The following is an 18905-nucleotide window of genomic DNA, read 5'->3' on the forward strand; positions in this document are numbered from 1 at the left end:
AATGACAAGACGTTGGGAAGCGTCGCAATTCCCGGAGGCAAAGCCCTTCGTAGGGCCGCGATGATCGCCTGCGTGGAGCTCCTTCGATTTCGGTTGTCATCAACGAATAGGTCAGGACCAAGTTATGCACGATGCTGCGCTGAAGATCGGCTGCCAGACATTCACTTGGGAGATGCTGGGCAAGGGGTGGAGCGGCGGGCCGGACGATCTGGTGCGCGCCATCGCCGATGGCGGATATGCCGGTCTCGAAATCACCGACACGATGATCGGTCACTACGCGCTTAAGCCTGTCGACTTTGCCCGGACGCTTGCGGAGGCCGGTTTGACACTGGTTTCCTTTGCCTTCGGCTCCGCCAGCGGTTTCACGGTGACGGAAAAGATCGCTTCCGATCTGGAGACGGCCCGGCGATGGGTGGATTTCGCGGCGAATTTTCCCGGTGCGATGGTCTCGATGGGATCGGCCACAGTCGTTTCGGATGGGCCGCGCGAGGACAAGTTCGCCATCGCGGCGGAGTGCTATAATCGCGCGACCGAGATCGGACGGTCGGCCGGCGTCGCCGTCGCCGTCCACCCTTCCTCGCACCACAATACGCTGCTCTTCACCAGAGCCGACTATGACCGGCTGTTTGCTCTCCTGGAACCACGCGTGGGTTGGGTGCCGGATACCGGCCATATCCTGCGGGGCGGCCAGGAGATCGGCGATACGCTTTCGGCCTACCGGGACCGTATCCGCTACGTGCATCTGAAGGATGTCGACGCCGGCGGGATCTGGGCGATGCTCGGCGAAGGCGTCTGCCACGTGCCCGCCGTGATTTCGGCAGTTCGGGCGGCGCCGGAGTTTACCGGCTGGATCGTGGTGGAGGAAGAGTCGGGCCATGCCGGAACCGATCCTGCCGCCGCCGTTCGCAAGAATCGCGAGACGCTTCGACGACTGGGGTTTTAGCCGATCTCGTCCCCCTGGCGCCGAGCGCCATAGAGCCGCGGCAAAGCCTCTCCCGGCTCGCTTCTCCCGTGAAGAGAGAGGCTGAAGATCACGCGTAACGGACCTCCACGCCGAGTTTCTCCAGCCGGTGGCGGATGCTGTGCGGCATGTTGCTGTCGGTGATGATCAGGTCGACGCGCGACAGCGAGAAGGCTTTCGAGGAGGCGCCGATATCGAACTTGCTCGAATCCGCCACCAGCACGACGCGCCGGGCCATGCGAACCAGGTTGCGCTTGGTCCGCGCAATATCCTCGGAGACATCGACGACGTCGAAGGCCTGATCGATCGCATGGGCGCTGACGAAGGCCTGGTGGGCGACGAGCCCGCCGACCGCCTTGTCGGAATCCGAGACGATCGTGCTGACGGTGCTGGGAAACACCCGGCCGCCAATCATGTGGACGTCGAGCCCCGGCCGGTACATCAGATGCTGGGCGATGTTCATCGCCGTCGTCGCCACCACGACGTTGTTGACCGGCGGCATCTGCATGGCCACCTGCAGCAGCGTCGAGCCGCTGTCGAAGACGATCGACTGGTTGTCGATGATCTGCCGCGCTGCCACCTGAGCAATGCGCCGCTTCGCATCGAAATTGCGCTGCATGCGCTCCTCGAAGGCTGCGGCCGGCGAGTCGGACGGCAGGGCGATTGCTCCGCCATGCGTTTTGATCAGCTGCTTCTTCGCGTCCATGATTTCGAGATCGGAGCGGATCGTGACTTCCGAAACCTCAAAGAATTCCGCGAGCTGGCGGGTGCGGGCCTGACCGACTCGTTGAAGTTCCAGCATGATCTGCTGCCGCCTCTGTTCTGCAAGCATGTTCGATCCCGGCTGCGGCGCGCCTCGTTGTGATAAGGCGACTTTTGAAAAACGAAAGACAACCGCCTGATGCTGCGGCTTATGCTGCATAAATAGCCTTCAGCAGCAAAAAATGCACGTCAAAAATTCTCTTTCCGCGTGAAAACGAAAGAATTCGAAATATTGAACATTTGTTTGTTTTCGAGTTAGGGTTTTTCAACAACGCCGCCGGCATTTTCGACGCCGCAATCGCAAAGGAAGCATCGCCATGGGTCTCGGAACGAAAGTCCGCCTCGCACGCCTGTTCTCAAACCCATCGGGGCATTTGTTTGGGGGCGCGGTCGATCATTTTGTCGGTTATGGCAATGTTCGCGAGGGCGGGCTTGCCGATCTGCCGGGCGCGCTCAGACGCGTGATGGCGGGAGGCCCCGACTACATCAGCATCCAGCCCGGCGCGGCGCGCCACCTCTGGTCGGATTATGCCGGAAAGGCCGCCCTCGTCATTCAGGGCGGCTGCTTCACCGCCGACGACCGGATTCGCCAACTCATCGCCACTCCGGAAGACGCGGTGCGTTATGGTGCGGACGCGCTGGCCGTCGCCATTCCGGTGCGCGGCGCCACCGAAGGAGAGTATATCCGCTGGCTGACCGACACGGTCAACGCTGCCGCCCGCTTCGAAATGCCGGTCGTCGCCCATGTCTATCCCCGTGATTTCTCCGACGGCGGCAAGATCGTGTTCACCCCGGATGAGATCGCCTATGCGGTGCGCATCGGTTTCGAAGCCGGCGTCGACGTGATCAAGGTCGGCTACACCGGGGATTTCGAATCCTTCCGCGAGACCGTCGCGACCTGCCCGATTCCGGTGGTGATTGCCGGCGGCCCGAAGACCGATACGCTGCTCGGCGCGCTCGTCCAGACATCGGAAGCCTTGCGCGCCGGCGCCAAGGGCGCGGTCGTCGGCCGTAACCTCTGGGGTCACGGCGATACGACCATGGCCGCGCGCGCCTTCAAATTCGTTATTCACAATGGCATGGCGCCGGAGGAAGCGCTGGCGGCCGCCGGTGCTTGAGACGTGTCGCGCCCGCTCCAGGTTCTAGGCTTCGGCGCCCTTGCCATCGATGACATTATCTATGTCGATCGCGGGCTTTCGGCCGGCAAGGGGAAGGTGACGAAACGGGCCACGGACCATGGCGGCAATGTTGCGACGGCCCTTGTTGCCGTCGCTCGGCTTGGCGGGCGCGCCGGCTTTATCGGCTGGCTCGGCGAGGATGCTGCGACCGATCCGGCCGGCGCCGAACTCGAGCGTGAGGGCGTCGACATATCCCTGGCGCCCCGCCACGCCGCTGCCGCGCCGATCCGCTCCGTGATCACCGTCGCTCCTAACGGCGACCGGTTCATAGCCTATGACGACGATGTGCTGCACGGAACATCCGATGCGCTGCCCGATGACGTTTTGATGCGGGCCCCAGTCCTGCTGATCGACGGTTATGCCACGCATTCGGAAAGCGTCGTGGCGCGGGCGCGAGCACTCGGGCTTGCCGTGATAGCCGATATCGAATGGACGGTGGGTGCCGCGACGGACGGGCTCCTCGCCTTCGCCGACCATCTGGTGCTGCCACTCGCTTTCGCCAGAGAGTACACCGGTGAAGATGATCCAACGATCATCCTGGAGAAGCTCTGGTCAGCGGAGCGGTCCGCTGTCGTGCTGACCGATGGCGAACGAGGAACCTGCCTCCGCCAGAAAGGCGATCCCACCCGCTGGCTTTTGCCGGCCTATCAGGTCCAGGCGGTCGACACGACCGGCGCCGGCGACTGTTTTCATGGGGCCTACGCTCTTGCCCTTGCCGAGGGCAAAACCCCGCTTGATTGTGTAGCCTATGCCACAGCGGCGGCTGCCATTTCCGTGACCGCACGCGGAGGGCGCCGGGGCCTGCCGGACAACCGGACCTGCCTGGCATGGATGGCGGGGGAAAATGCGCCGGTGCCGCGCCCGATTCCGGGATGCCACGATTAGCGTGCAACTGGTCGGTGTCGAATTTGTGGGCCGCCTGAGCAAAACAACATCTTGATCGCAGGGTTTAAAGGTCCTTAACGGCGACCGCGCTGGCCATAAAAGTTACGCGCGTAAAAATATTTTAGCGCGCATAATAATTCTATTTTTCGGATCAAACGTGATATATTTCAAATGGATACGGTGAGATACCCGACAAGGTGCGCGCGGAATGCGATCGATTCTTTTGTTGACATTGAAGCTCAGGCCTGAGCTTTCTTGTCGAAAGGCTCGGAGGTGGCGGGAAGAGCGCCGGTCGAAACGTGAGCGGTGTGACACGGGAGGATGAGACGTGGCTGTGGTTGTACTGGATAAAATCTGCAAGACCTATGGAAACAGCTACCATGCGATCAAGGATCTAAGCCTGACGATCCATGACGGCGAGTTTCTGATTCTGGTCGGTCCGTCCGGATGCGGAAAATCGACTGCGCTCCGCATGATTGCCGGGCTTGAGGAAATCAGCAGTGGAACCTTGAGCATCGGCGGTCAGGATGTCGTCGATCTTGCGCCCAAGGACCGCGACATTGCCATGGTTTTCCAGAGCTATGCGCTTTATCCGCACATGACGGTGTTCGACAACATTGCCTTTTCGATGAAGCTGGCCGGAAAGACCAAGGCCGAGCGAACCAAGCGCGTTCACGAGATTGCCAAGATACTGCAGCTGGAAAGCCTGCTCGGCAACAAGCCCGCCCAGCTTTCCGGCGGCCAGCGCCAGCGTGTTGCGATGGGCCGCGCCATGGTCCGTGAGCCCGCGGCATTCCTGATGGATGAGCCGCTCTCCAACCTCGATGCCAAGCTGCGTGTTCAGATGCGCGCCGAAATCGCAAGCCTGCAGCGGCAGTTGGGGGTGACGACGATTTACGTGACGCACGACCAGACCGAAGCCCTGACCATGGGCGATCGCGTCGCGGTGCTGAAGGGCGGCGTGCTTCAGCAGGTGGATGCGCCCAAGGCCCTCTATCACCGCCCGGTCAATGCGTTTGTCGCAGGCTTCATCGGCTCGCCGTCGATGAACCTGTTCGAAGGGCGTCTGGAGGGCATGCGGATCCATCTGCCGGGCTTCTCCATCCCGTTGTCCGACGGCGCCTTCGAGCGGGCTCCCGGCCTTTCCGCCTTCGAGGGAAAGGCGCTGATCTTCGGCGTTCGGCCGGAGGACCTCTACGACAGCCGGTTGCCGTCCGGGTCCTCCCATCCGACGATCCCGGTCGTCGTCAAATCGATCGAGGAGCTTGGCTCCGAGTTGATCGTGCATTTGAAAATCGACGCAGTTCGGATCGACTCGGGCGACCCCGACGCCGTCGAAGACCTAAGCGGTGCGGCCAACGCCGTCGCCCGCTTCGAAGCTGTCAGTACGGTCGAGGCAGGCCAATCGATCAATCTGGCAATCGATCCGGCGAAACTTCATTTTTTCCATCCTCAAACCCATGTGGCGCTGTGAAGCGAAGACGAAACCGGCGTTCATCTTCAACATCCGACCTAGAGGGGGTTATCGATGCCAGCAAAACAGGAACGGCGCCTTCGCATCGGCGTATTGGGGGCCGGCCAGATTGCCCAGGCGGCGCACTTCGAGAGCTGCACGAAGGCTGTGAATGCCGATCTCCATGCGATCTGCGACGTCGCCGCGGATCTCCGCGAACGAATGGCGATCACCCATGGAGCGGAAAAAACCTACGACGACTATGACAGGATGCTGGCCGACCCCGACCTTGATGCCGTGATCATCGCCACCGCCGATGCCTTTCACGTTCCGGCCTCGATCCGCGCCCTTCAGGCGGGCAAGCATGTGCTGTGCGAGAAACCCGTCGGTGTCACCGTCGAAGAGTGCCTTGAATTGAAGGCTGAAGTCGAGACGTCGGGAAAGGTGTTTCAGGTCGGGCATATGAAGCGTTTCGACGCCGGGCTTCAGGCGGCGAAATCCTTCATCCGCGACGAGATGGGCGAGATGGTTGCGTTGAAGGCGTGGTATTGCGACAGCACCCACCGCTATCCGATGACCGATGCGGTCCAGCCGCTGATCGTTTCAAGCGCCAATGCGCGAAAGCCCGCTGCCAATCCGAAAGCCGACCTGCGCCGCTACTACATGCTGGCGCATGGCTGCCACCTGATCGACACGGCGCGTTATTTTGCCGGCGACATCGTTGCCGTCACCGCGCGCCTGTCCGAGCGGGCCGGCATCTGGTGCTGGTTCGTCGATGTGGAGTTTGCCTCCGGCACGCTCGGCCATCTCGATCTCACCGTCCAGGTGCGCATGGACTGGCACGAAGGTTTCCAGATCTATGGTAAGAACGGCAGCATTTTGGGCAAGACCTATAACCCCTGGTACTACAAGACCAGCGAAGTCGACATTTTCCGGGAAGCCGACGGCGCGACCCATCGCGTTCTCGGCGCCGACGGTCATTTTTATCGCCGTCAGGTCGAAGGCTTCGCCCGCACCATTCTGGATGGCGCAGTGATGGAAGGTGCCGACATCGATGATGGCCTGGCCTCCGTCCGGGCTATGGTCGCCGTCGCGCGTTCTGCCGAAAGCGGCAAACCGGTCGCGCTGGCTGATGTCACGGGTGGCGTGTGATGAAGCTCGGCATCTTCGCAAAGACCTTCGAGGGAACGGAACCGGTAACCGTTCTCAACTCGGTCGCCGCGGCCGGGTTCACCTGCGCGCAATACAATATGGCCTGCTCCGGCCTTCCGCCGATGCCGAAGATCATCACGGAAGCCCAGGCCCGTTCGGTTGCCGAAGCGGCGCGCGAGAGCGGCGTCGAGATTGTCGCCGTTTCCGGCACCTTCAACATGATCCACCCGGATCCTGCCGTTCGCGAGGCCGGCCTTCGCAACTTGGCGACTCTGGCCGAGCGCAGCGCCGGCATGTCGACGACCTTGATCACGCTCTGCACCGGCACACGCGACCCCATCGATCAGTGGACGGCGCATGCCGACAACAATACGCCGGAGGCCTGGCAGGATCTCCTCGAGGCCATGGGGGCGGCCATCGAGATCGCCGAGCGCTACGAGGTCGATCTCGGCATCGAGCCCGAGCTTGCCAATGTCGTCGACTCGGCTGAGAAAGCCCATCGGCTGATCACGGCACTGAAGAGCCCCCGCATCAAGATCGTGCTCGATCCGGCCAATCTCTTCGAGGTCGCGACGCTGGATGAGCAGCGGAGCATCGTGTCTTCCGCCATCGACCTTCTGGCCGATCGGATCGTCATGGCGCATGCGAAAGACCGCAATCCGGACGGTAGTTTCGCGACCGCCGGCAAGGGTGTCCTCGACTACACGCATTATCTCGGCCGTCTCAAGGCGATTGGTTTTAACGGCAGTCTCGTCACGCATGGTCTTTCGGCCTCGGAGGCGGCCGGTGTAGCGGCCTTCCTGAAGAATATCCTCAATGGTCATTCTGCGGGGGCAGGAAGATGAGACGGGTTCAACCGTTCGAAACTAGCGACGGGGTCACTCTCAATGTGGATATGGCGGGCGAGGGTGCGTCTGTCATATTCCAGCATGGCCTATGCGGAGACGCGGCGCAGACCGATGAAGTCTTTCCGCTCGACGCGGGGTTTCGCCGGGTTACGATCGAAGCGCGCGGCCACGGACACTCCCAAGCCGGCAATCTGGAGCGGTTGTCGATCGCGACCTTCTGCGATGATATCGCCGCCTATATCGAGAAGAACCTTACGCCGCCGATCATGATCGGCGGCATCTCGATGGGTGCGGCGATCGCCTTGCGTCTCGCGGTCAAGCGGCCCGATCTCGTCAAGGCTCTGATCATCGCAAGGCCGGCCTGGCTGACGGCACCCGCGCCGGAGAATATGGCGCCCAATGCCGAAGTCGGGCGGCTTATGAAAACTCTGCCACTGGGCGAGGCAAAGACCACGTTCCTGGCAGGACCGATAGGCGTGCGGCTCGCCGCCGAGGCGCCGGACAATCTGGCCTCGCTTGCCGGCTTTTTCTCGCGCACGCCTCTGGATGTGACCGCCGAAATGCTGACCAGGATTTCCAACGATGGTCCTGATGTGACCGATGATGAAGTCGGCAATCTCGCCCTTCCGACGCTGGTCATCGGCCATGATCGCGACAGCATTCATCCTCTTGGTCACGCACGCGCTCTTGCCGCGCGGATTGCCGGCGCGCGTTTCGTGCAGATCACGCCGAAAACCGAGAGCCGTCCGCAATATGTCGCCGACTTTCGGCTTGCCGTCGGCAACTTTCTGAAGGAGCTTTGAAACGATGCCTACCCCCTCCAAGACCTGGATCGACGATCTTCCGAAGGATCGGCTGATTGCCGAATTCTCCGTCTGGTCGGCCGATCTCATGCGTCTCGCCGATGATCTCGGACGTGTCGATCCTCATGTCGACATCCTCCATATCGATGTCGCCGATGGCCATTTCGCGCCGGCGATGTTGTTTTTCCCCGATCTCGTGGCCGGCGTGCGCAAAGTCTCCACGCGCCCCATCCATGTTCACTTGATGGTTGCCGATAGCATCATCCTGTCGCAGATCGAGCAGTTCGCCGATGCCGGCAGCGACCTGATCAGTCTTCATGTCGAAAACGAAAGCGTCGCGAACGAGGCTCTCGATCTTCTCGATCGCCGCGGTGTCGCAGCCGGCATGGTTCTCAAGGTCGATACCCCGGTCGAGCGGATCGAGAGATACGCTTCCCGGCTGCGTTTCGTGACGCTGCTTGGCACGGCGATCGGCGTAAAGGGCCAGGGCCTCGACGAGAAGGCCGGCGCCCGGCTTCAACAGGCAAAGCGGATCATCGCCGGCTGCGGTGCGGCCGATCGGATCGTGCTGGCGGCCGATGGCGGCATTCGCGAGCACACTGTGCCTCTCTTGCGCCAATCCGGCGCGGAAACGGTGGTTCTCGGTTCCCTGGCTTTCAATGCGCCGTCGCTCGATGAGCGAATGGCATGGATGCGCGCGCTCTAACGGGTGGTTCACATGCAGCAGGTTGCCATTGGTATAGACCTCGGCGGAACGCAGGTGCGCGCTGCCCTTGTCGACGAGCAAGGCAGGATCCTGACGCGTTTGGCCGAACCAACGGATGCGCTGGCCGGCCCCGACCGGGTGCTCGCCCAGATTTGCGGCCTCGCCGATCGGCTGCTTGCAGCATCGAAGCCTGCTTCGGTGGTGGGCGTCGGCGTATCCGCCCCGGGCCCGCTCGATACGGTCGCCGGTGTCGCAACCGATATTCCGACCCTTCCGGGCTTCGTTGATTTTCCGCTGAAGGCAGAGTTGCAGAAGCGGTTTGCGTTTCCGGTCGATCTCGAAAACGACGCCATTGCCGCGGCGATCGGCGAATGGCAGTTCGGTATTGGCAAGGGCCTTGATAACCTCGTCTATGTCACGGTCAGCACCGGGATCGGCGGCGGCGTTATCTCGGACGGTCGCGTGGTGCGCGGTCGCAAGGGCATGGCCGCCCATGTCGGCCACATGTCGGTCGTGCCGAACGGCGAGCTTTGCCCTTGCGGCAACAGGGGCTGTTTCGAGGCCTATGGATCCGGGCCGGCTTTTGCGCGGCGCGCGCAAATGCGGGCGGTGGAAAGCCGAGAGACGACGATAGGCAGCGGTGGCGGCACCATCGACAGCCGCAGCGTTTTTGCGGCGGCTAGAAATGGCGATCGTCTCGCAAATCAACTGGTCGACGAGGAAGCGGAGGTTCTCGGTCGCGGCTTCACCAGCCTGATCCACATCTTCAGTCCCGATATCATCGTCATGGGGGGAGGGCTCTCCCACGAATTCGAACGTCTGCAACCGGGCATTCAAGCCTATATCAGCCAGTGGGCAATGCCGGCATTCAAGGATGTCAAGGTGATGCTGGCGGCATTGGATCAGAACTCGGGCCTTGTCGGCGCGGCGGCTCTGGCATTCTTGGCGGGGAAGGTCGCTCCGATCGATCATCTTTAGAAGACACTCGGGTTCTGTACGCGTCGAGAGGTTGCTCCGTCAGGGCGGTGGGGCGGTACTTTCCCTGAGAATCAGTTCGACCGGCCACAATTCATGGACCTCATCCGCGGCACGTCCGGCAATAAGCTGTAGCGTTAACTCAGCACAGCGCGTGCCCGCAGCACGCATCGAGGATCGCGTTGTCGAGAGCGACGGCACCATGTTTTCGGCCGTCAGATAAGGGAAGACGTCGTCATGGGCGATGACCGAGACATCCTGTCCCACCGTCATCCCAAGCGAACGGACGGCGCGGTAAACACCAAGCGCCGTCATCGTGGAGCCCGCGACGATGGCGGTCGGCGCATTCGCTCTCTCGAGGAAGGAGCGGGCATGGCGAAAGCCGCTTTCGTCGGAAAATTTATCGCAGACCATCAGGTTGGGATCGGCAGTCAGCCCACGCTCTTGATGCGCCAGCCGAAAACCCTGCTCGCGGTGGATCGAATAGGTCTTGCCCCTGAGGCCGTTGATCATGGCGATGCGCCGGTGCCCGAGGTCGAGCAGGTGTTCGGTGGACCTGCGCACAGCATTTTCATTATCGATATCGAGCCAGGCGTGAACGTGCTCGGTCTCCGAGCGGCCGTGAACCAGGAAAGGCACGCCGAGGCTGTTCAGCATCTCGATCCGAGGGTCCCGGGGACGTGGCGAATGAATGATCACTGCATCCACCCGGCGGCTTTCGACCAGGCGTCGATAGGCCTGGATCTCGTCGTCATCATTGTGCGCGGTGATGGGCGTGATGAGAATATCCGTATCGGCCGTTTCCAGGCGCTGCGCCATTCCCGACACGAATTCAGCGAAATGAATTTCTCCTGAACGTCCCATCATAACGCCTATCGCTCCGGCTCGTCCGGTCTTTAGCCGCACGGCATTGATATCGGGGCGATAGCCAAGCCGCATTGCTTCGCTTGCAACCCTGGCGCGCGTGGCTTCGCTCACCTCTGGGTAGCCGCTGAGCGCACGGCTGACCGTCGTCGGAGAAAGCCCAAGCTGCTTTGCAAATTCACGAAGTTTCATCGGATGTCTTCTTTATCTAGGCAATCAATGGACGATGCTTTGGCGATGCGCAACGGGTAAGCGCCTAATTCAGCGGCGATTGAAATCGATTTCAATACGGCCGACTTGGGGCATCGCCTGCAGACACCAGAAATTGCCTCTTAAGCTGTATATGATGCCATGATTGATATGTTGTACAACTGTGAAGTGCTGATTTGTCGGCTTGACGCCGCCAAGGCCTTCTGCAATGTTCTGCGGGCCAAATCGATTTCAATTTCTGGGAGGAGATCATGAAACAGTTTGCCTTAGCCTTATCCGCGCTCGCCGTCGCGGTCGCCGGCCCGATCCGCGCCGCCGAAATTTCGTTCGCCGCCAACACCACCGGGAAAAGCATCGAATTCCTTCAGAAGCAGGTGGCGGTTTTCGAAAAGAACACCGGCAATCATGTCAAGCTCGTCACCATGCCATCATCGAGCAGCGAGCAGTTCTCCCAATACCGCCTGTGGCTTGCGGCCGGAAACAAGGACATTGATGTCTATCAGACCGACGTGATCTGGGCGCCGCAGCTTGCCGACCAGTTCATCGATTTGAAGGAGGCAACCAAAGACGTGGTCGGCCAGTTCTTCCCGTCGATCATCGCGTCGCAGACCGTCAATGGCCGGCTCGTGGCGCTGCCGTTGTTTACCGATGCTCCGGCGCTGTTTTACCGAAAGGACCTGCTCGACAAATACGGCAAGCAGCCGCCGAAGACCTGGGACGAGATGGCCGCCACCGCCAAAGAGGTTCAGGATAAAGAACGTCAGGCCGGACAGAAGGACCTCTGGGGCTACGTGTTCCAGGGCAATTCCTACGAAGGGCTGACCTGCAACGCGCTGGAATGGGTGAAGTCGTCGGGCGGCGGCCAGATCGTCGAGACGGACGGAGCGATCTCCATCAACAATGAGAAGGCGGCTGCAGCACTCGAGCGCGCCAAGGGCTGGATCGGCACGATCTCACCGCCAGGCGTGCTCGCCTATCAGGAAGAAGAATCGCGCGGCGTCTGGCAGACCGGCAACGCCGTCTTCATGCGCAACTGGCCCTATGCCTATTCCCTCGGCAATGGTGCCGACAGCGCCGTTAAGGGCAAGTTCGACGTGATGACGCTACCGGTCGCAGCCGCCGGCGACAAGCCGTCTTCGACGCTCGGCGGCTGGAATCTGGCGGTGTCGAAATACTCCGAAAAGCAGGAAGCGGCCATCGCGCTGGTAAAATTCCTGGCGTCGAAGGACGTTCAAAAGGCGCGTGCCGTCGAGCTGTCCAATTTGCCAACGCTGACGGACCTTTATGACGACAAGGATGTTGCCGCGGCACAGCCCTTCATGCCGAACTGGAAGCCCATCTTCCAGGACGCGGTGCCGCGCCCTTCGGCGACGGCCAAAGTCAAGTACAATGAAGTGTCCTCGAAGTTCTGGACTGCAGTCCACAATACACTGTCCGGCAGCGGCTCAGCTGCCGAGAACCTCGAGCTTCTCGAAGCCGACCTGACGACCCTCAAGGGCGACGCCTGGTGACTATCGGGACCGGCGGCTGTCAAGCCGTCGGTCCGGTCTTCGGCCTGAGTCAATGAGGAGGGGCGTTTCATGACAGAAATCGTAGTTCCACAAGCGATTGAACCAAGGGTTTCCAAGCTCAGAGCCTCTACGGAGCTGCAATCCGAACGCATTCGCTCTGCCTGGGTGTTTCTGGCGCCGACGCTGTTGATCCTGGCGATCGTCGCCGGATGGCCGCTGTTCAGAACAATCTATTTCAGCTTTACCAATGCGTCCCTCAACGACCTTGGCAACGCGCAGTTCGTCGGCTTTTCCAATTATCTGTCGTGGGTGACGCTGAAGAGCGGAAGAACCGTCTATCGCGGGCTGCTTGCCGATCCGGTCTGGTGGCATGCTGTCTGGAATACCGCCAAGTTCACCGTCCTTTCGGTCCTGATCGAGACCGTGCTCGGGCTGATCGTCGCCCTGGTGCTGAATGCCCGGTTCGTCGGACGCGGGGTCGTACGGGCCGCAATCCTCATTCCTTGGGCGATCCCAACGATCGTCTCGGCCAAGATGTGGGCTTGGATGCTCAACGACCAGTTCGGTATCTTGAATGACATTCTGCTCGGCTTCGGCCTGATCAGCGAGAAGATCGCCTGGACCGCCAATCTGGAAACGGCAATGATCGCCGTTTTGGTCGTCGACGTATGGAAGACGACGCCTTTCATGGCGCTTCTGATCCTTGCGGGACTGCAGATGGTTCCGAGCGACATCTATGAAGCCGCCAAGATCGACGGCGTCAATCCGATCAAGGTGTTCTGGCGTCTGACGCTGCCACTGATCCGGCCGGCTATCATGGTTGCCGTGATCTTCCGGATGCTGGATGCGATGCGCATCTTCGATCTGATCTATGTCCTGACGCCCAACAATGCGCAGACGAAAACCATGTCGGTGATGGCGCGCGAGAACCTGTTCGACTTCGACAAGTTCGCCTACGGCGCCACCGCCTCAACGGTGCTTTTCCTGATCATCGCCTCCGTCACCGTCCTTTATATGTGGCTCGGCCGTGTCAAGCTCGGTGGGGAGGAACGCTGATGCTGCTTTCGATCACCAAGAATACGCTCTTCTACCTGCTCGTCACGATCATCGTCATCATTGCGGTGTTTCCGTTCTACTATGCCATCCTGACGAGCCTGAAGACCGGCACGGCGCTTTTCCAAGTCGATTACTGGCCGACCTCGATCTCTTTCGCCAACTACACTTCCGTGATGGGCCAAGGCGGGTTCGTTCGCAGTCTTGCGAACTCCGCGATGGTCGCCTGCGTCGTGGTTTCCGCATCGCTGTTGCTTTCGATCACCGCCGCATTCGCGCTAGCGCGGGTGAATTTCCGCGGGCGGGCGCTGTTGATGCTGACCATCCTTTCGGTGTCGATGTTTCCGCAGATCGCCGTTCTTGCCGGCCTCTTCGAACTCATTCGCTGGTTCGGCATCTTCAACACGCCTTTCGCGCTGATCTTCTCCTACATGATCTTCACCCTGCCGTTCACCGTCTGGGTGTTGACGACCTTCATGCGGGAATTGCCGATTGAGATCGAGGAGGCGGCGATCGTCGATGGCGCGTCGCCATGGGTCATCATCACCCAGGTGTTCATGCCGTTGATGTGGCCGGCGCTGGTGACGACGGGGCTGCTTGCTTTCATCGCCGCGTGGAACGAGTTCCTTTTTGCGCTGACATTCACATCATCGGATACGCAGCGGACCGTCCCGGTGGCCATCGCCCTGCTGTCGGGCAACAGCGAATTCGAGATCCCCTGGGGCAACATCATGGCGGCGTCGGTCATCGTCACCGTCCCGGTTGTCGTGCTTGTTTTGATATTCCAGCGCCGGATCATTTCGGGACTGACCGCCGGCGGCGTCAAAGGTTGAGGGAGTAGGACATGGCAGAGATCCGACTGGAGAACATCCGCAAGAGCTTCGGTGCTTTCGAGGTGATCAAGGGCGTGACGATGGACATCCGCAGGGGTGAGTTCATGGTGTTCGTGGGGCCGTCGGGATGCGGCAAGTCCACGCTGCTCCGGCTTATCTCCGGCCTGGAGGACATTACGTCAGGAACCCTCTCCTTTGACAGCACGACGGTGAACCAGCATGCGCCATCGAAGCGAGGGATCGCCATGGTGTTCCAGTCCTACGCGCTCTATCCGCATATGACAGTCTTCGACAACATGGCTTTCGGCATGAAACTGTCCGGGCGCACCAGAGACGAATGCCGCCAGCGTGTTGAAGAGGCGGCCGGTATGCTGCAGCTCTCACCCTATTTGGATCGCTTGCCGCGCCAGCTTTCCGGCGGACAGCGTCAGCGCGTCGCAATCGGCCGGGCGATCGTCCGCGATCCCAAGGTCTTTCTTTTCGACGAGCCGCTGTCCAACCTCGATGCCGCGCTTCGCGTTGCGACCAGGCTAGAAATCGCCAAGCTTCATCGCAGCATGCACAACACGACGATGATCTATGTGACCCATGATCAGGTCGAGGCGATGACGCTCGCCGATCGGATCTGCGTGTTGAGAGACGGCGTCGTCGAGCAGATCGGTACGCCGCTGGAGCTTTACGAAAGCCCCAATTCGCTCTTCGTGGCCGGCTTCATCGGTTCGCCGAAAATGAACTTCCTGTCGGGCGAGCTGGCACAGCCCTATGACAGCCATACAATCGGCGTGCGCGCAGAGCATGTTCGCATCACGGCCGAGTCGCCGGTTTGGAGCGGCACGGTCATCCATTCGGAAATCCTCGGCTCCGATAGCTTTGTCTATGTGGATATCGGGGCGGATGAGCCGCTCATCGTGCGGGAGGCCGGTGTCTCTCGTCACGAGCCAGGCCAGACGCTTGGCCTTGCACCGCTTGCGGGCCATGTCCACCGTTTCGACCGCTCGGGCCGGGCGCTCGAGCGGGCATCCCTGCAGGCTGCCTGATCTTCCCAGGGCCGATGCTCTTCCCGAGGCTCGACCCCTTTAACCACCAGGAGTGAACAACGTGACCATTCGCACCATTGTCTGGGGTGAAAACATCCATGAGAACACCAATGAAATCGTCCGGGGGATCTATCCCGAGGGCATGCACACGACGATCGCCAATGCGCTGAACACCGATCCCGCCATCTCCGCGACGACGGCGACGCTGCAGGAGCCGGAACACGGCCTCAGCGAAGCCCGCCTTGCCGAAACCGACGTGCTGACCTGGTGGGGCCACAAGGATCACGGCGCTGTCTCCGACCTCGTCGTCGAGCGCGTCGCCAAGCGCGTCTGGGAAGGCATGGGCCTGCTTGTGCTGCATTCGGGCCATTTCTCGAAAATCTTTAAGCGGCTGATGGGCACGCCCTGCGCGCTGAAATGGCGCGAGGCGGGCGAGCGTGAGCGGCTGTGGACGATCAATCCGCGCCATCCGATCGCCGCCGGCATCGGCGAGCATTTCGAGCTCGAGAACGAGGAGATGTATGGCGAGCAGTTCTCGGTGCCGGAGCCGCTCGAAACGGTGTTCATCTCCTGGTTCCAGGGCGGCGAAGTGTTCCGCTCCGGCCTGACCTGGCGGCGCGGCGCCGGCAACATCTTCTACTTCCGGCCCGGCCACGAGACCTATCCGACCTATCACGACGCCACCATCCAGAAGGTGCTGATCAACGGCGTCAAATGGGCGTACAACCCGCAAGGGTCGTTGACTGGCATTACCGACGCCCCAAATGTGCCGGTAGAAAAGGCCCTGGAGCCGATCGTCGAACGCGGCCCGAAACTGCATCAGGCCGGCGAAGCCGGTTACCGCTGAGGAGCTGAGACACTTTATTCGCGTGGATGCCAAGGCAGGGGATTGGCCCGGAAGAAACGGGTCGATCTCTTTCTTGGCAAGAGCGTCGGGCGCTTGCGAAAAGACGACCGATTCTGCTGCCAATAATTCGACAAACAAATGAGGACAAAGATGCGCTTGATCATTCTCGGAACCGGAGGATGGGCAAATACCCATGCCATGAATTTCTCGGAAATCGCCGGCGTCAAAATTGTTGCCGCCGTCGATACGGACGAGGTCCGGCTGCGGGCTTTCGCGCTCAGGCATGCTATCCCGCTGACGTTCACATCGCTCGATGATGCCCTTGCCTGGGGGGAGTTTGACGCCGTGACCAATGTGACGCCGGATCGCGCCCACTATTCCACGACGATGAAATTACTTCGCGCCGGCAAGCATGTGCTCTGCGAGAAGCCGTTGGCGGTGAACTACCGCGAGGCCAAGGAGATGGCCGACGCCGCAGCTGCCTCCGGCAAGGTCACGATGGTAAACCTGACATATCGCAACGTGGCGCCGCTGCAAGCAGCGCGCAAGATGGTGCTGGACGGGCGTCTCGGCGCGATCCGGCACTTCGAAGCCTCCTATCTCCAAAGCTGGCTGGTCTCGAAGGCCTGGGGCGACTGGACCAAAGAGTCGCAATGGCTCTGGCGGCTGTCGACGAAACACGGCTCCAATGGTGTGCTTGGTGATGTCGGTATCCATATTCTCGACTTCGCGGTTTTTGCCGCCGGAAGCGACGTCAAGGCGGCGGCATCGCATCTTAAAGTGTTCGACAAAAGCCCTGGTAACCGCATCGGGGAATACGACCTCGATGCAAATGACAGTTTCTTGATGATGGCTGAACTCGAAAACGGCGCGGCTGGCGTCATCCATGCAACGCGATGGGCGACCGGCCATCTGAACGAATTGCGCCTGCGCCTGCACGGAGACAAGGGTGCGCTGGAGGTGGTGCATACGCCCGAGGGCTCGACGCTGAGGACCTGTGAAGGTGCCGACGCCGATAAGGCAATCTGGCGCAAGATCGAGGTCGAACCGGTCATCACCAATTTCCAGCGATTTGCCAACGCCGTGCGAAAAGGACAGCCGGACGAGCCAGGTTTCGGCCACGCTGCCAAGCTGCAATTTGTTCTCGATCACGCGGTGAAGACGGCGGGTGCTTTGACTGAGCTTTAAAGCCATTTCAGATTGAACCATTCTGTTGGTTCTAACGGAGCGGGATGGTCGATCGGCGTCGCGTCTCGTGGAGGCTCCTCGCCAAGGGAACAGCAGGGGGCGGCCGACCGCGGCAAATGCGCTAGTTCAGCTCGTCTTCGTTCACGCCGAAATGGTCGAGAATGATGCCGACGTTGCGGCGATGAGACTTGAAATAGACGTCGAAGAGATCGCCGATCAGCGGAACCGTGCCGCAGGCGGCGTCGACACCGAGATTGGCGGCCATGCGGGCGAGTTTATGGCCAGGAAGGCCAAGCCGTCTTGCCTCGTCGATGATGAAAAGACCGATCAGGGATCCGGCAACATCCCCGATGGCCGGGATGAGTCCGAGGACCGAGTCGGCGCCGATCCGGACGCCGATGATCGGCAATCGAACCGCCGTATCCATCAGACGGGCTATGCCGACAGCGCGCCGAATTCGCCCGAGTTCGGCAGAAGTGAGGTATGTCGTCTTGCCTGTGTCCATGGCCGTGAAACGCCGCAAAGCCGATAAGGTTCGGCGGCGCGCGTGATCGGATCGCGCTTATCTCTTGTCCGGAACCACGACCAGTTTGCCGACAAAATTTTTCGCCATGAAATCGCTCTGGGCGCGGTGGAATTCCGACAGCGGATAGACGCCGCCAACGAGAGGCCGGATCTTCCGGCTTTCGATATAGCCGACGAGCCGGCGGAAGTCGGCGCGGCTTCCCTGGCTGGAACCATGCAACTCCAATTGTTTGAGATACATGGTCCTGAGGTCGAGCTGGACGACCGGGCCGGCGATGGCGCCGGCCGTCGTATAGCGGCCTTCCGGGCGCAGGATCTTCAAGAGGTCGTTGAACAGCGGCCCGCCGACGAGATCGGCGACGACGTCGATCGGCTGGCCACGGCTGGCGGAATGGACGGCTTCGACCAGATCGCCCTTGCCGCGGGTGACCACAGCCTCGGCACCGATCTCAAGCATCGCCGCCTCCTTGCCGGGACCGGCGACCGCGATTGGGATGGCGCCGCGGGCGCGCGCCAGCTGGATGATCGCCGAGCCGACGCCGCCCGAGGCGCCGGTGACGAGGACACGTTCGCCGGCGGCAAGCCTTGCCCGCTCCAGCATGCGCTCGCCGGTCAGATAGGCACAGCAGAAGGTGGCCAGTTCGACGTCGGTGAGATCGGTTGCAACGACATGGGCGTTCTCGGCCGGCAAGACCATATATTCGGCATAACCGCCGTCGCGGCCATGGCCCATGTAGTCGATGTCGGCAAGGCTGTCGTCGTCGCGGTTGTAGATCGAAAAATCGACCATGACACGTTCGCCGATGCGTGCCGGATCGACGCCGGCACCGACGCCGACGATATGGCCGACCGTATCGGTGCCCTGAATGCGCGGGAAGCTCAGCGTATTGCCCTGCCGGCGCCAGGTGGAAACGGCGGATGGATCGTCCTCTGTACCGTAGGCGCCCTGGCGTACCCAGACGTCGGTGTTGTTCATGCCGCAAGCGGTGACGCGGATCAGAACCTCTCCGTCGGCAGGCGTCGGAACGCGCACGTCCCTGTCATAAACGAGCTTGTCCAACCCGCCATGACCGGTGAGCAGAACGGCGGCCATCTTTTCGGGGATCATCATGCC

General features: G+C 61.1%; 19 protein-coding genes. 15 read left to right on the top strand and 4 right to left on the bottom strand.

Annotated features, from left to right (window positions below):
- Positions 1-124 precede the first annotated feature (124 nt).
- Positions 125-943, top strand: coding sequence for a sugar phosphate isomerase/epimerase family protein (locus FHX03_RS13840; RefSeq protein WP_097627980.1), 819 nt, complete (start codon positions 125-127; stop codon positions 941-943).
- An 88-nt stretch (positions 944-1031) separates the two neighbouring features.
- Here FHX03_RS13840 and FHX03_RS13845 read toward each other — a convergent pair whose 3' ends face one another.
- Positions 1032-1793 carry a DeoR/GlpR family DNA-binding transcription regulator gene (locus FHX03_RS13845; protein ID WP_097628134.1) on the bottom strand — a complete coding sequence of 254 codons (762 nt, stop codon included), beginning with the start codon at positions 1791-1793 and terminating at the stop codon, positions 1032-1034.
- 247 nt (positions 1794-2040) lie between these two features.
- Here FHX03_RS13845 and FHX03_RS13850 point away from each other — a divergent pair, with 247 nt between their 5' ends.
- From FHX03_RS13850 to FHX03_RS13885, 8 genes are all read left to right on the top strand, one after another.
- Positions 2041-2841 carry a class I fructose-bisphosphate aldolase gene (locus FHX03_RS13850; RefSeq protein WP_064844122.1) on the top strand — a complete coding sequence of 267 codons (801 nt, stop codon included), beginning with the start codon at positions 2041-2043 and terminating at the stop codon, positions 2839-2841.
- A 3-nt stretch (positions 2842-2844) separates the two neighbouring features.
- Positions 2845-3786, top strand: a complete 942-nt coding sequence (locus tag FHX03_RS13855; protein WP_183779697.1) for a PfkB family carbohydrate kinase — start codon at positions 2845-2847, stop codon at positions 3784-3786.
- Positions 3787-4114: 328 nt separating this feature from the next.
- Complete coding sequence (locus tag FHX03_RS13860) at positions 4115-5260, top strand: ABC transporter ATP-binding protein (RefSeq protein ID WP_183854110.1); 1146 nt, start codon at positions 4115-4117, stop codon at positions 5258-5260.
- Positions 5261-5314: 54 nt separating this feature from the next.
- Complete coding sequence (locus FHX03_RS13865; RefSeq protein ID WP_097627977.1) at positions 5315-6391, top strand: Gfo/Idh/MocA family protein; 1077 nt, start codon at positions 5315-5317, stop codon at positions 6389-6391.
- Positions 6391-7236: a sugar phosphate isomerase/epimerase family protein gene (locus FHX03_RS13870; RefSeq protein ID WP_183854111.1), complete on the top strand. Its 846-nt coding sequence runs from the start codon at positions 6391-6393 to the stop codon at positions 7234-7236. Before FHX03_RS13865 ends, FHX03_RS13870 begins: the two co-directional genes overlap by 1 nt.
- Positions 7233-8042, top strand: coding sequence for an alpha/beta fold hydrolase (locus FHX03_RS13875; RefSeq protein ID WP_097627975.1), 810 nt, complete (start codon positions 7233-7235; stop codon positions 8040-8042). The genes FHX03_RS13870 and FHX03_RS13875 overlap by 4 nt, the downstream gene beginning before the upstream one ends.
- Positions 8043-8046: 4 nt before the next feature.
- A complete protein-coding gene (locus tag FHX03_RS13880; protein ID WP_097627974.1) occupies positions 8047-8748 on the top strand; it encodes a ribulose-phosphate 3-epimerase in 702 nt (233 codons plus the stop codon).
- A gap of 12 nt (positions 8749-8760) precedes the next feature.
- Positions 8761-9726: an ROK family protein gene (locus FHX03_RS13885; RefSeq protein WP_183779701.1), complete on the top strand. Its 966-nt coding sequence runs from the start codon at positions 8761-8763 to the stop codon at positions 9724-9726.
- Between the two features lie 39 nt (positions 9727-9765).
- Here FHX03_RS13885 and FHX03_RS13890 read toward each other — a convergent pair whose 3' ends face one another.
- Positions 9766-10779 (bottom strand): substrate-binding domain-containing protein, encoded by a 1014-nt coding sequence (locus tag FHX03_RS13890; protein WP_054185265.1) that lies wholly within the window; start codon positions 10777-10779, stop codon positions 9766-9768.
- A 269-nt stretch (positions 10780-11048) separates the two neighbouring features.
- On the opposite strand from FHX03_RS13890, the gene FHX03_RS13895 reads away from it, so the two are divergent.
- The 6 genes from FHX03_RS13895 (at position 11049) to FHX03_RS13920 (ending at position 17266) form a co-directional block, all read left to right on the top strand.
- A complete protein-coding gene (locus FHX03_RS13895) occupies positions 11049-12308 on the top strand; it encodes an ABC transporter substrate-binding protein (RefSeq protein ID WP_097627972.1) in 1260 nt (419 codons plus the stop codon).
- 69 nt (positions 12309-12377) lie between these two features.
- Positions 12378-13364 (top strand): carbohydrate ABC transporter permease, encoded by a 987-nt coding sequence (locus FHX03_RS13900; RefSeq protein ID WP_183854112.1) that lies wholly within the window; start codon positions 12378-12380, stop codon positions 13362-13364.
- The gene (locus FHX03_RS13905; RefSeq protein ID WP_003591439.1) at positions 13364-14194 is read left to right on the top strand and encodes a carbohydrate ABC transporter permease; all 831 of its coding nucleotides are present in this window, start codon (positions 13364-13366) and stop codon (positions 14192-14194) included. Before FHX03_RS13900 ends, FHX03_RS13905 begins: the two co-directional genes overlap by 1 nt.
- Positions 14195-14205: 11 nt before the next feature.
- Positions 14206-15231 carry an ABC transporter ATP-binding protein gene (locus tag FHX03_RS13910; RefSeq protein ID WP_183854114.1) on the top strand — a complete coding sequence of 342 codons (1026 nt, stop codon included), beginning with the start codon at positions 14206-14208 and terminating at the stop codon, positions 15229-15231.
- Between the two features lie 61 nt (positions 15232-15292).
- Positions 15293-16078: a ThuA domain-containing protein gene (locus FHX03_RS13915; protein WP_183854116.1), complete on the top strand. Its 786-nt coding sequence runs from the start codon at positions 15293-15295 to the stop codon at positions 16076-16078.
- 150 nt (positions 16079-16228) lie between these two features.
- Positions 16229-17266, top strand: a complete 1038-nt coding sequence (locus FHX03_RS13920) for a Gfo/Idh/MocA family protein (protein ID WP_097629388.1) — start codon at positions 16229-16231, stop codon at positions 17264-17266.
- A 121-nt stretch (positions 17267-17387) separates the two neighbouring features.
- Here the strand turns inward: FHX03_RS13920 and FHX03_RS13925 are convergent, their stop codons facing one another.
- A complete protein-coding gene (locus FHX03_RS13925) occupies positions 17388-17771 on the bottom strand; it encodes a DUF4112 domain-containing protein (protein ID WP_183854117.1) in 384 nt (127 codons plus the stop codon).
- Positions 17772-17828: 57 nt separating this feature from the next.
- Entirely contained in the window at positions 17829-18902 is a 1074-nt protein-coding gene (locus tag FHX03_RS13930) for an alcohol dehydrogenase family protein (RefSeq protein ID WP_183779705.1), read from the bottom strand.
- Between the last annotated feature and the right edge of the window lie 3 nt (positions 18903-18905).

The sequence above is a fragment of the Rhizobium sp. BK456 genome, from assembly GCF_014194045.1.
GTDB lineage: Bacteria > Pseudomonadota > Alphaproteobacteria > Rhizobiales > Rhizobiaceae > Rhizobium > Rhizobium redzepovicii.

Coding starts and splice junctions, on each gene's coding strand:
- FHX03_RS13840 (WP_097627980.1), top strand. CDS start 125: ATGCACGATGCTGCGCTGAAGATCGGCTGCCAGACATTCACTTGGGAG.
- FHX03_RS13845 (WP_097628134.1), bottom strand. CDS start 1,793: ATGCTTGCAGAACAGAGGCGGCAGCAGATCATGCTGGAACTTCAACGA.
- FHX03_RS13850 (WP_064844122.1), top strand. CDS start 2,041: ATGGGTCTCGGAACGAAAGTCCGCCTCGCACGCCTGTTCTCAAACCCA.
- FHX03_RS13865 (WP_097627977.1), top strand. CDS start 5,315: ATGCCAGCAAAACAGGAACGGCGCCTTCGCATCGGCGTATTGGGGGCC.
- FHX03_RS13870 (WP_183854111.1), top strand. CDS start 6,391: ATGAAGCTCGGCATCTTCGCAAAGACCTTCGAGGGAACGGAACCGGTA.
- FHX03_RS13875 (WP_097627975.1), top strand. CDS start 7,233: ATGAGACGGGTTCAACCGTTCGAAACTAGCGACGGGGTCACTCTCAAT.
- FHX03_RS13880 (WP_097627974.1), top strand. CDS start 8,047: ATGCCTACCCCCTCCAAGACCTGGATCGACGATCTTCCGAAGGATCGG.
- FHX03_RS13885 (WP_183779701.1), top strand. CDS start 8,761: ATGCAGCAGGTTGCCATTGGTATAGACCTCGGCGGAACGCAGGTGCGC.
- FHX03_RS13890 (WP_054185265.1), bottom strand. CDS start 10,779: ATGAAACTTCGTGAATTTGCAAAGCAGCTTGGGCTTTCTCCGACGACG.
- FHX03_RS13895 (WP_097627972.1), top strand. CDS start 11,049: ATGAAACAGTTTGCCTTAGCCTTATCCGCGCTCGCCGTCGCGGTCGCC.
- FHX03_RS13900 (WP_183854112.1), top strand. CDS start 12,378: ATGACAGAAATCGTAGTTCCACAAGCGATTGAACCAAGGGTTTCCAAG.
- FHX03_RS13905 (WP_003591439.1), top strand. CDS start 13,364: ATGCTGCTTTCGATCACCAAGAATACGCTCTTCTACCTGCTCGTCACG.
- FHX03_RS13910 (WP_183854114.1), top strand. CDS start 14,206: ATGGCAGAGATCCGACTGGAGAACATCCGCAAGAGCTTCGGTGCTTTC.
- FHX03_RS13920 (WP_097629388.1), top strand. CDS start 16,229: ATGCGCTTGATCATTCTCGGAACCGGAGGATGGGCAAATACCCATGCC.
- FHX03_RS13925 (WP_183854117.1), bottom strand. CDS start 17,771: ATGGACACAGGCAAGACGACATACCTCACTTCTGCCGAACTCGGGCGA.
- FHX03_RS13930 (WP_183779705.1), bottom strand. CDS start 18,902: ATGATGATCCCCGAAAAGATGGCCGCCGTTCTGCTCACCGGTCATGGC.